We start from the raw sequence: 19,000 nt of genomic DNA on the forward strand, positions 1-19,000 counted from the left end.
TAAATTAGTTACATGGGGTAAGTAGAATCTGTTGTTTTATAAAATTAACTCCTGCAGCAGTAATAAATACATGCTCTTGATTAGTAGTAGGAGCATAAATTGCTTTAAATGGCGTATTAGTTAAAGGATTATTTCTATAAGAACTAAGGTTACTTCCCCAATCTATATAGTTTACTACTGGCCCAACTTGTGCAATAGCCATCGAACTATATGAAGGAATAAAAGATTGCTTTGAAAAACGTTTTGTTACGCTTGCAATTAGTGCATGTACAGTTGGGATTTCATCATTTACAGCATAATATCCTCCTGCTATTATATCTAAGCTATTAGAAATGCCATTTCCCTTAACAAATCTACTATATTTTTTTGAAGAAAATAAGCTGGTGTTAACATTTGCTTCCAAAACTCTGCATCTATTATTGTATGAAGGCGAATTTGAAGTAGTTAAAACAACAGAAAAAGGACCGCTATTGTTAAATAACAACTTAGATATAAAAATAACAGGGTCAACGCCAATTGTAATATTCATAGCTTGGCTACAACTTGCAGGTTGGGTAGTCAAGAATTGTTGTTCATGCTGCTGAATTGTACCTAAATCGCTACCATTTATTAGTGCTACATTTCTAATACAAGAACTTGTGGGAAAGCCCATATTCTCCATCGTTTCTACAAATCGGGTTCTAAAATTAGGGCTACCAGCTATCTTTTCAATATCAGGTGGATTGATGGCATTAAATTGAGGATCAAGAATGGCAGTATAGTGATGAAGTAGCATTTGTTTTGCTGCAACAGCATCTAATTGTGCCATTGCATCTTCAACTGCTCCGACCCAACCTAAACTTCGATTTAAATATTCAAATAACAATTGATCTCCAATATTTATATTGGCACCTCTATGAGGAGAATCAAAAGATACCCACAGTTTACATCGATGATCCAAATTATTCTTCTCCATATAGGTTAAGGCATATCGCGAAATTAGGCCTCCCATGCTTGGACCAATAATGACTATTCTCTCATTACTACCGGCAGCTGCTAATTTTATTTTTACTTGTTCAATTAATTCAACTAAGACAAAAGCATTTCTTTCAATATAATCTGCCCCTCCATCTCGCATTATTCTCCAGCCTCTTGGGGCAACCCAAAGAGGATACGAAGGGAAATTAAGAACTATTACATCATATCCATCTGCCTTTAAATCTTCAATTATATTCTGATTGTTCCCATAAACCATTTTTTCATCATAAAGTCTATTAAACCCTCTTGTATCTCCAGCATCAAATCCATCAAGCACAATTGCCACCTTATTTAGCGCGGGATGTTTCACACCGTTGACAACATTATTGTAGTATGCTATTTCTCCTTTGCCTTTTACATTAGAAAAATCTTCAGTTACATACGGAATAAAATCAATCTTTGCTTCTACTCCTCCTCGACTATCTGGCTCAGAAGCAAGAGAGTAAGTTTTTGCTTTTACATAGGCATATGTTGTCTGAGTTGTACCATTTGTAAATTCAGCAGTGAAAGTAATTGTTTTCTGTCCGGCAGTAGTGTAAGTTACATTAACCTCATCACCAACGCTCATAAGAGCAACTGGATTCCCATCCCCAAAGCTAACTCTCAATTTATTTAAGGTATTACCACTATTATTTATAAAAGTATACGGTGATAATATGAACTTTGTTACCCCCGTACTTATCTCATCAGCTAATGCCGCAGAAACAATAACATTTTTGGTAGCATAAGCAGAATTAGCATTATTGGGATTATCAAATAATTGATTGTCTTTTTTGATAAGTATATTACTTGTCAGGGCATTATCAAGAAATACATTGAATTTTGCAATAACTAACCCTATAGCGACCTTTTTCTGGTATTTATAATCACCTACTACATTTTTATAATCTTCCCGGCTTAATAATTGCGTTTTGTTATAACTTGATTTATATATTTCTGAATAAGCTTGTTGAAAATGATCAGTATCAGAGATATTACCAGTAGTATTAAATGTTGCAAGCTTTGCTATAGGTAATACTCTATCATATAAAATACCAGTAGTAATTTTGGTTTTATCAAGAGGATAAAATGCCCAATCCAAAGACTCCTGATAACTCACTTCATCAACTTTAACGGCTAAACTACAATTAAAACTGGTACTATTTACATCAACCGTATAAAGGCCTTCTTTTCTTACAAAGACCTGATCAGTAATACTTATTGATTCTTTGTTATTATCTTTCCAATTAAAATTTAAGTTCTGAACTTGATCACTAGCTGAATTTACAACAATTAATACTAATGGGTCATATTCACTTGAACTACTAATAGTTGTTCGGGGTAGCTCATAAGTTTCTAAGCCCGTTAAAGGATTAATAGCTTTTATCTTTAAATTATTGCATCCATTCACTACCAAATTAGTAGTAGCAGTAACACTGCAACCATTAGTACCGGTTTTACTTACAGTTACCGTATAAACACCTGATTTGGCCTCTGTTAGACCAGTTACGTCTGCAATACGCGAACCACTTGTAAAACCACTTGGTCCTGCCCATGCATAAGTAATATTAGGTCCAGGTACTTCAGTGACAGCAACTTTGATTCCAGTTGCTCCTATCAAAGCAGGCCCATTATTACTAGCACGTAGGTATTCAGGGAAGACAGGCTCTACTATAAAAGACTTGTCTTTAAACTCACCTATCCAGGTAAGGTCAGGTTTCAAACAACGGACATAATAAACTCTTGGTCCAGTTTTACTGATTGAGTTAGCAGATATTGTCTCAAATACTTCCCCATAATTTTCTCCAAAATTTTCAATGGCATTTCTGTTATTAAGCCAATAGTCTATTTTATCGTCTTTTACATATTGCCATTGAATTGGCCAGCCGGTAGGACATGCATTAGGGCTGATATAATTAAGGGCGGTTAAAGTAACAGACTCGCCCGGGCAAGCTGTATTATGGGTTGAACTGATTACTGGTACAATACTACCAATTGGCAATATTGAAGCGATTGCATAATCACCATTATTGGTTGGGTCTCCAACACATCGGGCTTTGTAATTACCGGGTCCTATGGTGCTAAATTGAACACCGGGTATAAATACGCCGCCAATTTCCCACTGTACAGTTCCATTAGGGCAGCCAAAGGCTGTCAATACTACGGATTCAGACGGTAAAGCTTTGGCTTTGTTGGCTACAATAGTTAAAGCATCAGAAGGGTTAGGAAAAATTACTATATCCTGAAAACTGGTATGATTACCTTCATTGCATCGTACTTGATAAGTACCTGGGCCACGTACAATTAAAGTTGGAAAGAAATTCGCGTAATCATAATAAGTATTGCCATTGGCATCCTGTTTTGGTACACCCCATTGCACATAGTTGTTCGGGCAGTTTTCTGCCACTAACTGGAATATCTGGTTTCCGGAGGCTGTCGATTGTGTGGCATAAAACCGAGGGGCATCATTCGATTTTGTTTGTATGACGATACTAGCTTGTGTACCAGTAATACCAAAGCGTACACATCGCGCTTTGTAAGTGCCCGGGCCAGTGGCAAATAATATACTTGTACCTCTTACTTCAGTATTATTAGGTAATGTCCAAACAACCTCACCATTGCAGCCATTTGCTCTTAAGGTTACTAATTCTGAACCTCCTGCACTAGTTTTGCTGGTAGAAATAGTAATACCTCCAGGTGATGGAGCATTGATTCGTATACTAGCCCAACTGCCATAAGAAGAATTATCAATAATACAACGTGCCTCATAAGTGCCTGGGCCATAAACAGTCTTAGATTCATACCTGGTCGTCCAGCTGTTTTCTCCAGTTATTTTCCATTGTATCCCGGCATTACTTGGGCAATCGCCGGTAATATTAAACTCAACAGCTTCTCCTGTGTTAGCGACTGTCTTATTACTTGTAATAGTAATATTTCCTGGTTGCATTTGACCAACAGTCACATAGGCCCAAGGTCCTGTATTAGTACATCCCACCTGATAGGTTGCGGGACCTGTGGCTGTCCAACCAGGACCTGAAGTAACAGGATTTGGAGTGCTATAACTTCCATTTGGTAAAAGAACAGGAATAACCCAGTAATAAGTAGTACACCCAGTAGCTGTTAAAGTAACGTTTTCATTATTGTAGACACGTATTTTATTAGCTGCTATAGTAGGGGTATTAGCAGGTAACTGATGAATAAAAATTTGAACCCATCCAGAAGCATAGGTTCCATCCCAGCTATTACAACTGGCACTATAAAAACCACTCGAATTAAAAGTAAAAGGATTTTCTGTTGTTGGTTGTAGATTATCATTTATTTTCCATTTAATATAGCCATTAGTACAACCATAAGCTGTAACTGTAACAGATTCTCCTGGTCTAATTTGTGATTTGTCAGCTTGTATTCTAAGAGGAGCCACAGAAATATTAATAGTGACAGATAAGCCACTGTAATAATCAGTCGCAACATTATTCTGAATACATGTCGTTTTACATTTAGCATTATATCCACCAGATTTATTGACACTAATCTGGTTACCTGTATCAGCAAAATTATTAGGACCTGTCCAAAGAATAGTTCCTGAACAATTACTTGCAATAAGTTGAGCAGATTCTCCAGGGGTTAAGGCATTTTTGTCGAATGTAACAGTAGGAATAGGGGGAATAGTAGAAACATTAATACTTATTGAGTTAGAAATTACAATTGGGTTTGAGCATTCAGCTTTATAACTTCCTGGTCCATTTACTAAAAGACTACTACCGTTATTGCCAAAAGGAGCATTATCCTTTTTCCATGAGACATTAGCAGAAGGACAATTACTTGATGCCTCTAAAACAGCTGAATTGCCTGAACAAATAGCTGTTGAAGAAGCAGTAATTGTAAAGTTTGGTGGCGGACAAGGCGTGCGGTCAATCGTATAAGTTATAGTTTTAGAGTATACAGGAGTAGCAGTAGGAATTGTGGTACTAGTAGGACATACGTTAGAATTGTATATTTTAATAACTGATGTAATTGAGGTTGTATTATTAAGAACAGAATCTGACGATTCAATAGTTTGAAGGTCGCAGATAATTCTTTTTGCTATAACAGTGCTACCTGCTTTTTGGGTAATTTCCCAATAAACCGAGCCTCCATTATCAATTATTTCAAGTGCTCCTTCCATATTTATAGACATGGCGAAAAAATAGTTTCTCCAATTTAAGCAGTTAAATTTTATAGTGAGCTGATTTTCATCAAGCGGAAGATTATTACCATCTCTTGACTTTAAAGTATTAAAATAGTTAATTTTATTTAAATCAATAGTAGCAATTTCTCTGGTTTTTTCAGGTTGTTTCTCTTCTGATTTTACACTAGCTACATCTACTTCAGTAATAGTTGGGCATTGTGTATTCTTTAAAACAAATACTTCATTATTTAATTTTCTAAGTACTTTAAAACAATCGTCCAAAGCAGGTGTAGCTAAATAGCGACCCTTAATTGTATATATTTTCTTTGTGCTACCACCATCTAATCTATCTGACATAAAATCATAGTAAGTACCCCCTGTTTGAATAAAATCACTAGGTAATACTACCTTTAAGGTATACTCACGTAATTCTTCAAAGGTAAACAAAGCAGTAGGGGAGATATTGAGTAGCTCTGCTGTCAGAGTCAATTCAATTTCTTCACCCACATAAGCGGTTTGCTTATTGGGAGTCAGTGTAAATCTAACTGGATCGTTGCTTACAGTTTTCCACTCTTGAGCTGATAAAACAGGAAAAGCACTGGTAATCTTACCAAATACATATGCCTTCTGGTCAAATTGATACAAATCGACTTTCGTTAAGTGTAACGGTCTGAACGGAAGTGGTTTGAATCTGATAGGTAAAGCCTTAACAGGTGTGGGCTTTAATACAAGAGGCTGTTCATCGGTTGTCTTAGCAAAAACGTTGAAATGTAAGCAGACAAACACAGCAAAATACACAAGAGTGTACGAGTAGAGTTTTTTCATTCGTGGGACAGTATTGAAATAAAAATAAGATTAATAATAATTTCAGTCGCAGTTTATGCGATATAGTCTAAAAACCTAAGTATTGATTCAGATTAAGAGATTTGAATCGTATGAATAAGATTTAGCTTAGTATAGTCTTTAAAATTCCTTGAATAATATTTATTGCCTTAGCAGAAACATTGTAATCGGAACAAGCAAACACAGCAAAGCACACAAATGTGCAAAAGGAGAATTTTTCATGAGTAGGTATAATGTTAAAAATACTTTTTTAGTCGAAAACTGTTACAAACTTAAAAAAGGTTAAACATTCAAGCAAGTAATATAAGAAAAATATTTTACGGTATCATATTGATTAAATGATACCGTAAAATCAAAATATGGAGCTTATTACAAGAAGAAGTGAAACACCATTTTTACTAGTAAAATAGTAAAAGGCTTAAGAAGCATTTACAGCTATGATGGAAGGCATTGAGAGCGATAAAATCATAGAAATATTACAATGAGAGTCACTAAAATCTGTGTGCAAATCTTGTGCAAATAAAAAAGCACTTACAAGAAAAACCTCGTAAGTGCTTGATTATCAGTGTGGGAGTTGAGGGATTCGAACCCCCGGCCCTCTGCTTGTAAGGCAGATGCTCTGAACCAGCTGAGCTAAACTCCCATATGTTCCTGTCATTTGGGACTGCAAAGATGCAAGGTTGTTTTTTGTTATCCAAATATTCGCCAAAAAAAAGTTAATATTTTTTCATTTTCTTCATAAAATCATATTTTGAATGTACTGAGTACAATAATTGGACTATTTTTGCAGCAATTAAGTCTTACTACTGTCAAAAAAGTACTTATTTTTAACAGAATATTATTTGAAGACTTAGGTACTAAAACCTAATTTTGCATCATAACATTTCAACCTTTTACTTATGGCTCTTGAGCAAACCTGGCGCTGGTTCGGCCCAAACGACCCTGTGAGTTTATCTGATGTTCGACAAGCAGGTGCTACAGGAATCGTGTCGGCTCTTCATCATATTCCAAACGGACAAGTCTGGACAAAATCTGAAATAGAAATCCGAAAAGCGGAGATAGAAAAAGCTGGCCTGATATGGTCGGTGGTAGAAAGTGTGCCGGTGCATGAAGACATCAAAAAGGCTTCGGGGAACTACAAGCAATATATCGAAAACTACAAAGAGAGCCTGGCGAATCTGGCGGCTTGCGGCATTGATACGGTTTGCTATAACTTTATGCCGATTCTGGACTGGACACGCACCGATTTGGATTATCCAATGCCTGACGGCTCAACAGCCCTTAGATTTGACATGAACGAGTTCTGCGCTTTTGAAGTGCATATCCTCAAAAGAAAAGATGCAGAAAAGTCCTATTCAGAAAGCCAGCTCAAAAAAGCCAAAGAATGGTTTGACAATGCCAATGATGCAGATATTCATAGATTAACCAGAAATATCATTGCCGGATTACCGGGTAGCGAAGAAAGCTTCACGATTGAGGCTTTTCGTGATATGCTGGATACGTATAAACACATTGGCGATGCAGAGCTTCGTCAGAATCTATATGCTTTCATTAAAGCTATTACTCCGGTAGCAGAACAGAATGGGGTTCTATTATCCATTCACCCTGATGACCCTCCTTATCCGATTTTAGGTTTACCACGAGTAGTGAGCACAGAGTCTGATGCCAAAGCTCTTTTAGAAGCTGCTGAAAGCAAATACAATGGCATCTGCTTTTGCACTGGTAGCTATGGCGTAAGAGCCGATAACGATCTGGTAGGCATGGTAGAAAGACTGGGCGATAGAATCAATTTTATTCACCTGAGAGCTACGAAACGCGATGCCGAGGGCAATTTCTACGAAGCCGACCACCTGACAGGCGATGTAGATATGTTTGGCGTAATGAAAGCCTTACTTACCGAACAACACAGAAGAATAGACGAGGGAAGAAAAGATATAAAACTACCTTTCAGACCTGATCATGGACATAAAATGTTGGATGACCTGAATGCTGGTAAACGAACGAATCCAGGCTATACTGCTATTGGTCGTTTACGCGGTCTGGCTGAATTAAGAGGTCTGGAACTAGGTATTATCCGTACTTATTTTAAGAAGTAGAATAATCCCTTACATTTGTTAAACTAAGATTTCATATACTGATACAGCACATAATAAAATGCCTAAAATCGTAACCCTTGGCGAGATATTACTTCGTCTGTCGACACCTAATTTTCAGAAAATTGAGCAGGCTCAATCTTTCAATGCTACTTTTGGTGGTACTGAAATGAACGTTGGCGCCTCTTTAGTAAAATTTGGTTTTGATGCTACCCATGTAACCTGTTTTCCTAACAACCTGATGGGACAAAAAGCCAGGGCTTATTTGCGAGCTTTAGACATAGATACTTCTTATGTGAAACTGGAAGGTGATAGAATCGGCGTTTTCTTTTTAGAAACAGGGGCTGTCATGCGAGCCAGCCAGATTGTATACGATCGTATGGATTCAGCCTTTTCTAAAATTGACCCATCATGGTTTAATTGGGAAGAGATTCTGAAAGGGGCAGACTGGTTTCACTGGTGTGGCATCACTCCGGCTTTGTCTGAGGGTGCGGCTAAGGCTTGTCTGGAGGCAGTAAAAACGGCTAAAAAACTAGGTATTACGGTTTCGTCAGATATTTATTACCGTAGTAATTTATGGAAGTATGGCAAAACCCCTCAGGATATTTTACCCGAATTAGCTTCTTATTCTGATATTATTCTGGCAAGCAGAAAGAATATCGAAGAGATATTCTCCATGAAAGTAACAGCCGAGAAAGGTAAATTCGTAGAGGCCTGCAAGATGCTGATGGAGGCTTATCCTAATGTGAAAAAAATTATAGACACCGACCGTGTGCAGGTAAGCGCTTCGCATAACCAGTACAACGCTAAAATGTGGACTGGTGAAGAACTGATAGAAACCGAATATCAGGATATTACGCATATTGTAGACAGAATTGGCACCGGTGATGCCTTCTTAGGTGGTTTCATCTACGGGCAATTGACCTTCCAGGATGACCTCAAATCGTTACAATTTGGCGTAGCAGCAGGCGCATTAAAACATACAATTGAGGGCGACCAGAATTTAGTTACTGTTCTGGAGGTAGAGTCTGTCATGAGTGGGGATAAATCAGGTCGTTTAAAACGTTAAAATAATAAAGGGTTTTTCAAAGAAAATTATTAATACAATGGCAAGATTCGATAAAAATACAACTTTAGCACAAGTAAACGCAACGGGCTTAGTGCCTTTATTTACACATAATGACTTAGATATTTGTCTGAGTGTATTGCGAGCTTGCTACGCTGCAGGCGTGCGGGTTTTTGAGTTTACGAATCGTACCGAAAATTCATATACTAATTTCAAAGAGCTACTCCGCATAGCAGAAACCGAAATGCCCGAAATGATTCTGGGTATCGGTACTATCTATGATGTAGCCACCGCCAATAAATACATAGAAGTTGGTACTAATTTCATTGTAGCTCCTATTATGAATCCCGAAGTAGGGGCCGTTTGTCTGGAAGCAGGCATCCCGTGGATGCCTGGTGTAATGACCGTTACTGAAATTTATAATGCCCGTCAGGCAGGTGCAGACTTCATCAAGCTATTTCCCGGCGAAGTATTAGGGCCTGCCTTTGTAAAAGCAATAAAAGCCCCAATGCCTGATGTACAGGTAATGGTAACCGGTGGCGTATCACCTACCAGCGAAAGCCTGAAATTATGGTTTGGCGCAGGCGCAACTGCTGTAGGCATTGGCTCACAATTAGTACCAAAAGAGGTATTGGCGAGCAAAAACTTTGATGAGGTTACTACTATTGTTGGTCATTCATTGAAACTTATCAAAGAGCTTAAAGAATAATATTGCAAATACGACGAGTAAATCTTACTGTGTTGTTAAATTATTTGCTACTATTAAGAAACTGTTTGAGTTAAATTTTGAAAATAAAAAAGAATGATTTTTGAACCAAGACAAGGTATAAAAACCGGAGTTTAGCAGAGCTAAATGAGCGGACGCCGCGCGGGATTTTTATAACGCAGTATTGGTCAAAAAGCAACTTTTTCAATCAACAAGATTAACTCAAACAGTTTCTAAGATATCAATGAAGGTTAGAGATACTTTTTTGCAGTACTTACTTAGATTGTGATGTATTGTATTTGACTAGAATTTACAATGATGCAGAGTAAAAATTAATGCAACAGGTATAAAAATAACAACTAAAAATCGTATCCTTATTCCGTCATTCCTGTTTGAACACAATTAAAAATCGTGGAAAAATATTATTTAAAGAAAAGACTATCGGATTTTTAATTGTGTGAGTTTGAATGATGGGCTGCTTTTTTGGTTACTTTTTTTCAGCTAAAAAAAGTAACATCCCATGACTATGAAAGCAAAATAATATAAGGCATACCAAATATTTACTGCACGTCAAAATCTATGCACTAATCCTTATACGAAATTTGTTCTTCAAAATTTTGCTTCACAAAAGCAAAAAACTATCTTTGCTGCAGAAAATTTAAAAGGCCCATGTATATGACCACCTCCGTTCGTATCCGTTAACTACGGATAATTTCTTTCCTCTCTTTTACTAAAGTTGCTTTGCCGGCTTTTGGTAAACCTATTTCTTATATCCTTTCATTAGAAAATTATTTATATCGCGTCAATAGGCGGTATTATGCCGTTTTTTTATTGGCTATAAACTTTTTGAATTCATGCGAAAGTTTTTTGACTTGTTGATGCAAGCCATTCGTGGCGAAGAACAAAACTATACAGAAGTAAATATTAACCGCGCTATTTTTCTACTATCAGTGCCCATGATATTAGAAATGGTAGGCGAATCCCTCTTTGCCATTGTCGATGCCTTTTTCGTAGCGCGTTATGTGGGCATTGAGGGGGTAGCCACGGTCGGGCTTACAGAATCAGTACTTACATTGATTTATTCGGTTGCTATTGGGTTAAGTATGGCTGCAACAGCAATTGTAGCACGCCGTGTAGGTGAGGGTAATAAAAAAGAAGCCGGATTGGCTATGGCACAGGTTATTATTATGTCCGTAATATTTGGCATTATCGTAGGTATTTTAGGCTTTGTTTTTGCCGAAGATATTCTACGTTTAATGGGCGGCGACCAACACCTGATAGACAAAGGCGCTAACTTTACCCAGATTATTTTTGCCAGTAGCCCCTCAATCATTTTGCTATATACTTTGAGTGGTGCCTTACGTGGAGCGGGTGATGCTTCTACGGCTATGAGGTCGGTTATTTTAGCTAATTTTATTAATATAGGTATGGACTTTCTACTGATTCCGGTAATGGGAATGGGTGTAGAAGGTGCCGCCATTGCTACAACTATAGGCCGTACTATCGGTGTTATTTATCAGCTATATGCCATATTTAAAGGAAACGGAAATATGCAGATTGAGAAAAGCCAGTTTGCTCCTAATGCTGAAGTAATGAAAAGCCTTATCAGTATAGGTGCAGGTGGAACAGGCCAGTTTATAATTCAATCAGCCAGTTGGATTTTTCTGACACGTATTTTGTCAAGTTTCGGAAGTGATGTGGTAGCAGGCTATACCATTGCCATCCGAATCATTGTCTTTACTATTCTACCATCATGGGGAATGTCAAACGCGGCTTCAACCTTAGTAGGTCAGAATCTGGGTGCCGGAAAACCGGAACGTGCAGAAGCATCTGTCTGGCGGGTTGCGCTTTATAATATGATTTTCTTATTATTTGTGGGTATTGTATTCTCGGTTTTCGCCAAAGAGTTTATCAGTATTTTCAATAACGATCCAAAGGTTGTAGATGTAGGTATCGTGTGTTTGCAGATTATTTGTCTGGGCTATGTTTTCTTTGGTTACGGTATGGTCATTGGTCAGGCATTGAATGGTGCCGGTGATACCAGAACACCTACCATTATGAACCTGATTTGTTTCTGGGCTATCGAAATACCATTGGCTTATATCTTTGCCAAAACTCTCAACTGGGGGCCATCAGGTGTATTCTGGTCTATTGCTATCGCTGAGTCTATCCTGGCTGTAATTGGCATTTTTGTATTCAGAATGGGAAGATGGAAAACCAAGCAGGTATAAGCATGCAAGGGGCGTGGGTATAGAGGAAAAACTAAGTATAAAATAAAGCCCATCGCAAAAGATGGGCTTTGCATTTCATTCAGTTAAAACTCACTTTTTCAAAAGTTGCCCACGGATTTCGCCAGAAGGAGATTTTGATGAGTGGATATTTACGTAATACATGTCATTCATTAAGTCTGACTCCTGGTCTGTAGTTAGAGCTACAGTTGCCGCATTGAAAGGTGAAGTAAAAGTTTGTCCGAAATTAAAAGTAACCGGCCCTGTTACACCCATTGCTCCCTTATGGATATGCCAGGCAGTAGGTGTAATACCTGTATAAGTAACAGTGTAAGTCAGAATCTTAGTGTCTTTGTTGTAAGTGGCATTAAAAGTTCCTGTAGCATCTGTTGTAACAGCCGGAACTTCCTCTGAGCCTTTAAGAGTTGTGCCAAATTTCACTTCATTAGAATCTACCTCGTCTTTTTTACAAGAGGCAACAAGCAAAATTGATAGAATGGAGGCAATTGCAAGGATTTTCTTCATGACTAGTAAACGCTTTTAGATGATTAATAAAGGCATTACGGAAGTTTAAACACGAGGGTTGCGTGACCAAATAAAAAATATACTAAATTTCTATTCAATGCTTTTTAGTAGTTAATCGTAGTATTATCTTAAGTTCTTTCCGAACTTTGCAGCTTTTAATATTGTAGTATTTAGAAACTCAGAAAAAGAGTTCATGTGAGCCTCAATGAAGAATTACCTCAGATTACTTTCGTATGCCAGACCTTTAGGAAATTTCGTAGTTCCATTTCTGATTACGTCTTTGTTAGCAAGTATTTTTGGCGTACTGAATTTTACTTTATTAATACCTTTACTTAGAGTTCTTTTTGATCAGGTTGATGCCAGGCAACTAGCTGAAATGTTGCAGCCGACTTCTGGTTTCGACCCTATCAAAGAGTTTAATTTCCATTTCGCTACATTCCTGAAAGAGTATGGAAAGCAAGGCGCTTTACAGTTTGTGTGTGCTACAGTAGCCACTACCATAATACTATCGAATATATTTAAATATTTTAGCGTCCGGCTTTTAGAGAAATTTAAGTCTAATATGGTAGCTAACTTACGTGAGGAGGTTTTCAATAAAGCCATTCATCTGCATTTAGGTTTTTTCAGCAATGAGCGTAAGGGAAATCTGATTTCGCGTATTGTCACAGACGTGCAGGAGGTTGAAAACTCAATCGCCAATACTTTCTCCGCAGCTACTAAAGAAGTATTTTTATTCTTAGCTTATATCTATTCTTTATTCGCTATTTCATGGAATCTTACTCTTTTTGCGCTGTTGGTAATCCCAGTCTCAGGCATTTTTATTTCGACATTGGTAAAGAAAATGAGGCACAATGCGGGAGAAGGACAGCAACGGTTGAGTAATCTGATTAGTCTGATGGATGAAGTTTTTGGAGGTATGCGGGTAGTAAAAGGCTTCGTTGCGGAAAAATTTGTGACTGAAAAGTTCAGAGAAGAAAATCAAGGATACCGTCGAGCCATTTTTAGCCTGGCTGCCCGAAGAGAAATGGCTTCACCTTTTTCTGAAATTATGGGCGTATTCGTCGTGGTAGGCATTCTGCTCTATGGCGGTTCATTAATTCTTTCTAATAATTCAAGTCTTGAGGCATCGGAATTTATTGCTTATATAGCCATTTTCTCACAGGTGATGCGCCCGGCCAAAGATATCTCTAATGCCTTTAGTTCTGCCCAAAGAGGGTTGGCCTCTGGTGAGAGGGTATTAGGTTTGATAGATAGTGAATCATTAATTAAAGATGTACCTGATGCCATAGCACTTAAAGAATTTAAAAATGAAGTAATATTCAAAGATGTGAATTTCTCTTACGACGAAAATATTCAGGTTCTAAAGGATATTAACTTTTCACTACTAAAAGGAAAAACCATCGCACTGGTGGGTTCATCCGGTGGTGGAAAATCTACCATTGCCGACCTCGTTCCGAGATTCTATGACCCAACCACTGGTGAAATCCTCATAGATGGTATTGGTTTAAAAAAGGTATCCCAACAATCACTACGAGATTTAATGGGGATTGTTACCCAAGAAGCTGTTTTATTTAATGATAATATTTTTAATAATATTGCCTTTGGTAAAAATGTCTCAGAAGCAGAAGTAATTCAAGCCGCAAAAATCGCCAATGCACACGATTTTATCATGCAACAGGCAGAAGGTTATCATACCGTTATTGGTGATAGAGGAACTAAACTTTCGGGTGGACAGCGTCAGCGTTTATCAATTGCCAGAGCCATTTTGCAGAATCCGCCAATCTTGATATTAGACGAAGCTACTTCGGCTTTGGATACGGAATCTGAAAAACTGGTGCAGGATGCTTTAACGAATCTGATGAAAAACCGTACAACTTTAGTGATTGCCCATCGTTTAAGTACTATTCAGAGTGCTGATGAGATTCTGGTGATTCATAAAGGAGAAATCATCGAGAGAGGTACGCATGAAGGTTTATTGAAGATTCAGGATGGATTTTATAAGAAACTAAGCTTGATGCAGACTTTGTAATACTATGATTATTCGGAAAGATGCGCTGGTAAAAGCGGCCAATTTTTGTGCCTATCAGGAACGTACACAGGCAGAGGTGCGAGAAAAATTGCAGAAACTGGGCGTAGACGGAGACGAAGCCGATGAGATAATTGTGTATCTGATAGAAGAGAACTATTTGAACGAAGGGCGTTTTGCGAAAATATTTGCCGGAAGCAAATTTCGGGTAAAACATTGGGGCCGAACAAAGATTTTGTATGAATTAAAAGCCCGAAAATTATCCGAACATTCAATCAGAGAGGGGTTGGCAGAAATAGATGATGAAGATTATATAGAAACCCTACGGACTTTGATTGAAAAGAAAAAAAGAGAATTGCGCTCTGAGAAACAACCTTTAGTTTTAAAACAGAAATTAGCCCGTTATGCCATAAGTAAAGGTTTTGAAGGAGATCTGGTATGGGATATTATTAATAAACCGGAGAAATAACAAAGCCAACCCATAGAGGTTGGCTTTGTTATTATATCTTTTTAATCGTTTTTATTGTTTCGCAAAAACAATTCTTCTTGTAGAGGTTACTCCACCCGAAGTGGACGAAGTACCTAGAATCATATCGCTGCCACTAAAAGACAAATCGAAAGAAACTGCAGGATTACTACTAGAGGTTACCAGAAGTTTATTATCTTTTATTTCATATTTAAAATTGTCACTTCCTCCGAGAATCAGAGCTACAGCTGCTTTACAATCATTGGTGAAATTGCCAACTAAAACTCCATTATCCTGAAAGGTAAAACTGGCATCTTTTACACATGGGTACAATATCAATAAAGTAGGAAGTTGGTCAACTTCAGCAGCAGACCCTTGTTTATCGTATACATTTTTCGCTTTCCAGGTTGCTTTAATTTTTGTACTTAAAGAAGGATCCGGAGCCGGCTCTTCTTCTTTTTTTGAACAATTCATCACTGTTAATGCCATTGATAATAATAAAAACAATACGGCAAATTTGCGGATTAAAGAAGGAGCTTTCATGAAAATTATCTTTGGATGAAAAATTTTAAAATTGTTACGAATTTACAACAGTGTAAGGGTAACACAAGAAAGTTTTTTAAAAAGACCCTGATTGAAAAGAAAAAGCAAGCATTGGATATCAAATGAATCTTTGGTTTTTAAGCACAAATAAGAAAGCCAACCTCATGAGTTGGCTTTCTTATTGTGTCTTTTTTTAAGTCGTTCTTATTGTTTTGTGAAAACAATTCTGCTAGTAGTAGTTACACCACCGCTGGTTTCTGATTCATTCCATGACATCGTTTTACCGCTAAAGCTAACATTGATTGTCGACTTTGTGCCATCGGTTTCAGTAAAAATAAGCTGATCACCTTTTACTTCATATTTAGATTGCTGAATATCGCCTACAACGCCATCTACATCGTCCTGGCAAGCGGCAGGTATTGAACCCGTAACAGTACCATTTGAATTAAAAGTAATAACAATGTCTTTAAAGCAAGGTACAAGAGCTACCAGAAATGGGAACTGATCTTCTTCAGGGTCATTCCCTTCTTTAACGAAAAGGTTGGTGATTTTCCAGCTGCCTACTATCTGAGCCTCAGGTGTAGCATCGTCTCCATCTTTTTTAGAACAGTTCATCACTGTTAATGCTAATGTTGACAAGGCGAGCAAAACGGTAAATTTGCGGATTACAGAAGAAACTTTCATGAAAAATTGTCTTTGGATTAAAAAAATATTAAACTGTCGCGAATATACGATTACGCTTCCGTTCTACAAGAATGTTTTTGATAAAAGGCATATAATTATTTATCAAACGGTCGTCAGCCTTGTTGAGCGTCTCGCTATAATTTTCTTCCGCTTCATTCATAAATTCTTGATGGTTTTCTAAATTACGTCTCTATTTGTATGGTAGAACGAAAAGTAAAGCTCGTTCTTCAAATAATATAAGACACGTAAATCGTCTCATTGACATCGAAACATGAAGAAGACCATTATTTTTTTTTCTAGTGTAACCACGTTTCTGATTTCCTGTGATAAGGACAAAGATCAGGCTACTTCTCCTCAATATAAACCTTTGACCGAAGCCGTTTATGCTTCAGGAAATATATTTCCTGAAAATGAGTATAAGCTCACAGCCAATGCTGATGGCTTTCTGGTACGCCAGACTACTTTTGAAGGAGATCTGGTTACCAAAAATCAATTGATTTTTCAGTTAGAAAGTATATCTCAGGATGCCCGCCTCGAAGCATCAAGCAATATTCTTCGTCAGGCAGAGGCTAACTATGGTGAAAACTCTCCGGTATTGGCCGAACTCAGTACACAATTACGCAATGCCCGTACTAAACTGGCCAACGATTCTGTCAATTTCAGTCGCTATAAAGAACTGTACGACCGCAATGCTACTACTAAAATAGAGTATGAGCGTGCCGAATTAGCCTTTCAGACTTCAAAGAATGATGTAATTGCCCGCCAGAAAGCGTATCAGAGAACCAGAAGCCAGTTATATGTCGATTTACAGAATTCTCAATCCACTTATCGTGTGAATGCCCGTGAAGGAGATAATTTCAGAATCAAAACTTTTGAAGCAGGCAAGATTTATGAAATCTATAAAAAACAAGGCGAACTGGTAAGAAGAGGTGAGCAAATAGCCCTGATCGGCGATGCCAGCGAGATTTATGCCCAATTAGCTATTGATGAAAGTGATTTTGTAAAAGTCAAAATCGGTCAGGAAGTGTTGGTAAAAATTGATGTATATAAAGACAAGGTATTTAAAGCCAAAGTAAGTAAGCTATACCCAAAATTGAATAAAGCCGACCAGACTTTTAGAGTAGATGCCGAGTTTGCAGAAGAAAAACCAAATGCCTACTATGGTATGACAGTTGAAGGCAATATCATTATTTCACAGAACCAGAATGTATTGACCATCCCTAAAAACTATCTCGTAGGAAACGATTCGGTATGGATTGAGGAAAACGGAGATAAGAAGAAAATCAAAATCGCGAAGGGTGTAGAAAACCTTGATTTGGTTGAGATAAAAGGCGGCTTGACAGATAAATCAGTGATTGTGCGTGGAAATTAAGCATTGCGGATATTTAATAGCAAAGAAATGAACATACGAATATCTCTTCAAATAGCGAAAACGCATTTGCTTACCAAAAAAAAGCAGACTCTTATTGCCATGCTTGGGGTAACTTTTGGTATAGCCATGTTTATCGTCATGATTTCTTTTATCAAAGGGGTAAATAAATTTCTGGAAGATTCTGCCTTGGATGCTACGCCACATGTAAGAATTTATAAAGAAATTACGAGTAATCACCCAAGCCTGATAGAAGAAGCCAACCCGAAAGCCTTTAATGTGATTCATCACCAATTACCTAAAAACGAGTTGGCGAATATCAAGAATGGCTTACAAATAGTAGCAAATATTGAAAAAGACCCCGCTGTTTTAGGGGTTTCTCCACAAATAGGCTCACAGGTATTTTTTAACAAAGGACCGATTCCGGTAGCCGGACAGATTGCCGGGGTGGATATTCTGAAAGAAGACAAGCTCTATAGTATCAAGCGGCGGGTGAAGTCGGGGAATATGGAAGCGCTCCTGTCTAACCCAAATGGTATTCTGATGGGTAAGATTCTGGCCCGGAACCTGAATGTGAACGTGGGAGACAAACTGACCATAACCACTCCTACCGGAAGCTTGAAACTGGTAAAAGTAGTTGGCATTTACGGCTTTGGAATCCAGACAGTGGATGGAGTACGATGCTACGCGAATATGTCTATGGTGCAGGAGATTCTGCAAAAAGATAAAAGCTATGTGACAGATATTCATATTAAAATGAAGGATTCGCAGGCTGCCATTGATTATGCCAAAGTACTGGCCAATCAGTATGGGTATGAAACACAGGACTGGGCAGAAGCGAACTCAGCTTTTATGACAGGTGATAAGATACGGAATGCGATGGTAATTATTGTGTCGATTACCTTATTGGTTGTGGCCGGATTTGGTATCTACAATATCATGAATATGAACGTAATCAATAAAATGAAAGATATTGCTATTCTGAAAGCTACTGGCTTTGGCGGTAAAGATATTGTAGCGGTCTTTCTGATTCAATCTATCATCATCGGTGTTTTAGGGGCTTTTCTGGGTCTTTTCATTGGCTTTTCGCTGAGTTATCTGCTATCAATTACCCCATTCGATGCTGGTGATTTTTTAGATGTGAAGACCTTTCCGGTCATTTTCAATATCAAATATTATATCATGGGTCTGGCATTTGGTGTAGTTACCACTATTTTAGCCGGATATATGCCAGCCCGAAAAGCCTCTAAGATAGATCCTGTGGCGATTTTGAGGGGATAGAAACAA

The 19,000-nt window shown here is 37.8% G+C and carries 13 protein-coding genes and 1 tRNA gene; 8 read left to right on the plus strand and 6 right to left on the minus strand.

The window, feature by feature from the left end; all coding sequences use genetic code 11:
• Window positions 1–4: 4 nt before the first annotated feature.
• Both D0T08_RS15490 and D0T08_RS15495 read right to left on the minus strand, forming a co-directional pair.
• A complete protein-coding gene (locus D0T08_RS15490; RefSeq protein ID WP_116983577.1) occupies window positions 5–5,989 on the minus strand; it encodes a triacylglycerol lipase in 5,985 nt (1,994 codons plus the stop codon).
• A 586-nt stretch (window positions 5,990–6,575) separates the two neighbouring features.
• A tRNA-Val gene (locus D0T08_RS15495) sits at window positions 6,576–6,650 on the minus strand.
• 256 nt (window positions 6,651–6,906) lie between these two features.
• On the opposite strand from D0T08_RS15495, the gene uxuA reads away from it, so the two are divergent.
• The 4 genes from uxuA (at window position 6,907) to D0T08_RS15515 (ending at window position 12,103) form a co-directional block, all read left to right on the plus strand.
• Window positions 6,907–8,103, plus strand: a complete 1,197-nt coding sequence (gene uxuA / locus D0T08_RS15500; protein WP_116983578.1) for a mannonate dehydratase — start codon at window positions 6,907–6,909, stop codon at window positions 8,101–8,103.
• Window positions 8,104–8,161: 58 nt separating this feature from the next.
• A complete protein-coding gene (locus D0T08_RS15505) occupies window positions 8,162–9,169 on the plus strand; it encodes a sugar kinase (protein WP_116983579.1) in 1,008 nt (335 codons plus the stop codon).
• Window positions 9,170–9,206: 37 nt separating this feature from the next.
• The gene (locus D0T08_RS15510; protein ID WP_116983580.1) at window positions 9,207–9,875 is read left to right on the plus strand and encodes a bifunctional 4-hydroxy-2-oxoglutarate aldolase/2-dehydro-3-deoxy-phosphogluconate aldolase; all 669 of its coding nucleotides are present in this window, start codon (window positions 9,207–9,209) and stop codon (window positions 9,873–9,875) included.
• An 851-nt stretch (window positions 9,876–10,726) separates the two neighbouring features.
• On the plus strand, window positions 10,727–12,103 hold the full coding sequence (locus D0T08_RS15515) for an MATE family efflux transporter (RefSeq protein ID WP_116983581.1): 1,377 nt from the start codon (window positions 10,727–10,729) through the stop codon (window positions 12,101–12,103).
• 90 nt (window positions 12,104–12,193) lie between these two features.
• Here D0T08_RS15515 and D0T08_RS15520 read toward each other — a convergent pair whose 3' ends face one another.
• Window positions 12,194–12,625, minus strand: a complete 432-nt coding sequence (locus D0T08_RS15520) for a CHRD domain-containing protein (protein ID WP_116983582.1) — start codon at window positions 12,623–12,625, stop codon at window positions 12,194–12,196.
• A gap of 205 nt (window positions 12,626–12,830) precedes the next feature.
• Here D0T08_RS15520 and D0T08_RS15525 point away from each other — a divergent pair, with 205 nt between their 5' ends.
• Both D0T08_RS15525 and D0T08_RS15530 read left to right on the plus strand, forming a co-directional pair.
• Complete coding sequence (locus D0T08_RS15525; protein ID WP_116983583.1) at window positions 12,831–14,654, plus strand: ABC transporter ATP-binding protein; 1,824 nt, start codon at window positions 12,831–12,833, stop codon at window positions 14,652–14,654.
• Window positions 14,655–14,658: 4 nt separating this feature from the next.
• A complete protein-coding gene (locus D0T08_RS15530) occupies window positions 14,659–15,120 on the plus strand; it encodes a regulatory protein RecX (protein ID WP_116983584.1) in 462 nt (153 codons plus the stop codon).
• Between the two features lie 51 nt (window positions 15,121–15,171).
• On the opposite strand, the gene D0T08_RS15535 is transcribed toward D0T08_RS15530, so the two are convergent.
• The 3 genes from D0T08_RS15535 to D0T08_RS28080 all read right to left on the minus strand — a co-directional run bounded on the left by D0T08_RS15535 (window position 15,172) and on the right by D0T08_RS28080 (window position 16,504).
• The gene (locus D0T08_RS15535) at window positions 15,172–15,660 is read right to left on the minus strand and encodes a lipocalin family protein (RefSeq protein ID WP_116983585.1); all 489 of its coding nucleotides are present in this window, start codon (window positions 15,658–15,660) and stop codon (window positions 15,172–15,174) included.
• Window positions 15,661–15,864: 204 nt separating this feature from the next.
• Complete coding sequence (locus tag D0T08_RS15540) at window positions 15,865–16,344, minus strand: lipocalin family protein (protein WP_116983586.1); 480 nt, start codon at window positions 16,342–16,344, stop codon at window positions 15,865–15,867.
• Window positions 16,345–16,372: 28 nt separating this feature from the next.
• Window positions 16,373–16,504 (minus strand): hypothetical protein, encoded by a 132-nt coding sequence (locus tag D0T08_RS28080; protein WP_255413520.1) that lies wholly within the window; start codon window positions 16,502–16,504, stop codon window positions 16,373–16,375.
• Window positions 16,505–16,615: 111 nt separating this feature from the next.
• On the opposite strand from D0T08_RS28080, the gene D0T08_RS15545 reads away from it, so the two are divergent.
• Together D0T08_RS15545 and D0T08_RS15550 are read left to right on the plus strand one after the other, a co-directional pair.
• Window positions 16,616–17,716, plus strand: coding sequence for an efflux RND transporter periplasmic adaptor subunit (locus D0T08_RS15545; RefSeq protein WP_116983587.1), 1,101 nt, complete (start codon window positions 16,616–16,618; stop codon window positions 17,714–17,716).
• A gap of 27 nt (window positions 17,717–17,743) precedes the next feature.
• Window positions 17,744–18,994, plus strand: coding sequence for an ABC transporter permease (locus tag D0T08_RS15550; protein WP_116983588.1), 1,251 nt, complete (start codon window positions 17,744–17,746; stop codon window positions 18,992–18,994).
• Window positions 18,995–19,000 lie beyond the last annotated feature (6 nt).

Origin of the sequence: Emticicia sp. C21 (assembly GCF_003418935.1) — a bacterium.
GTDB lineage: Bacteria > Bacteroidota > Bacteroidia > Cytophagales > Spirosomataceae > Emticicia.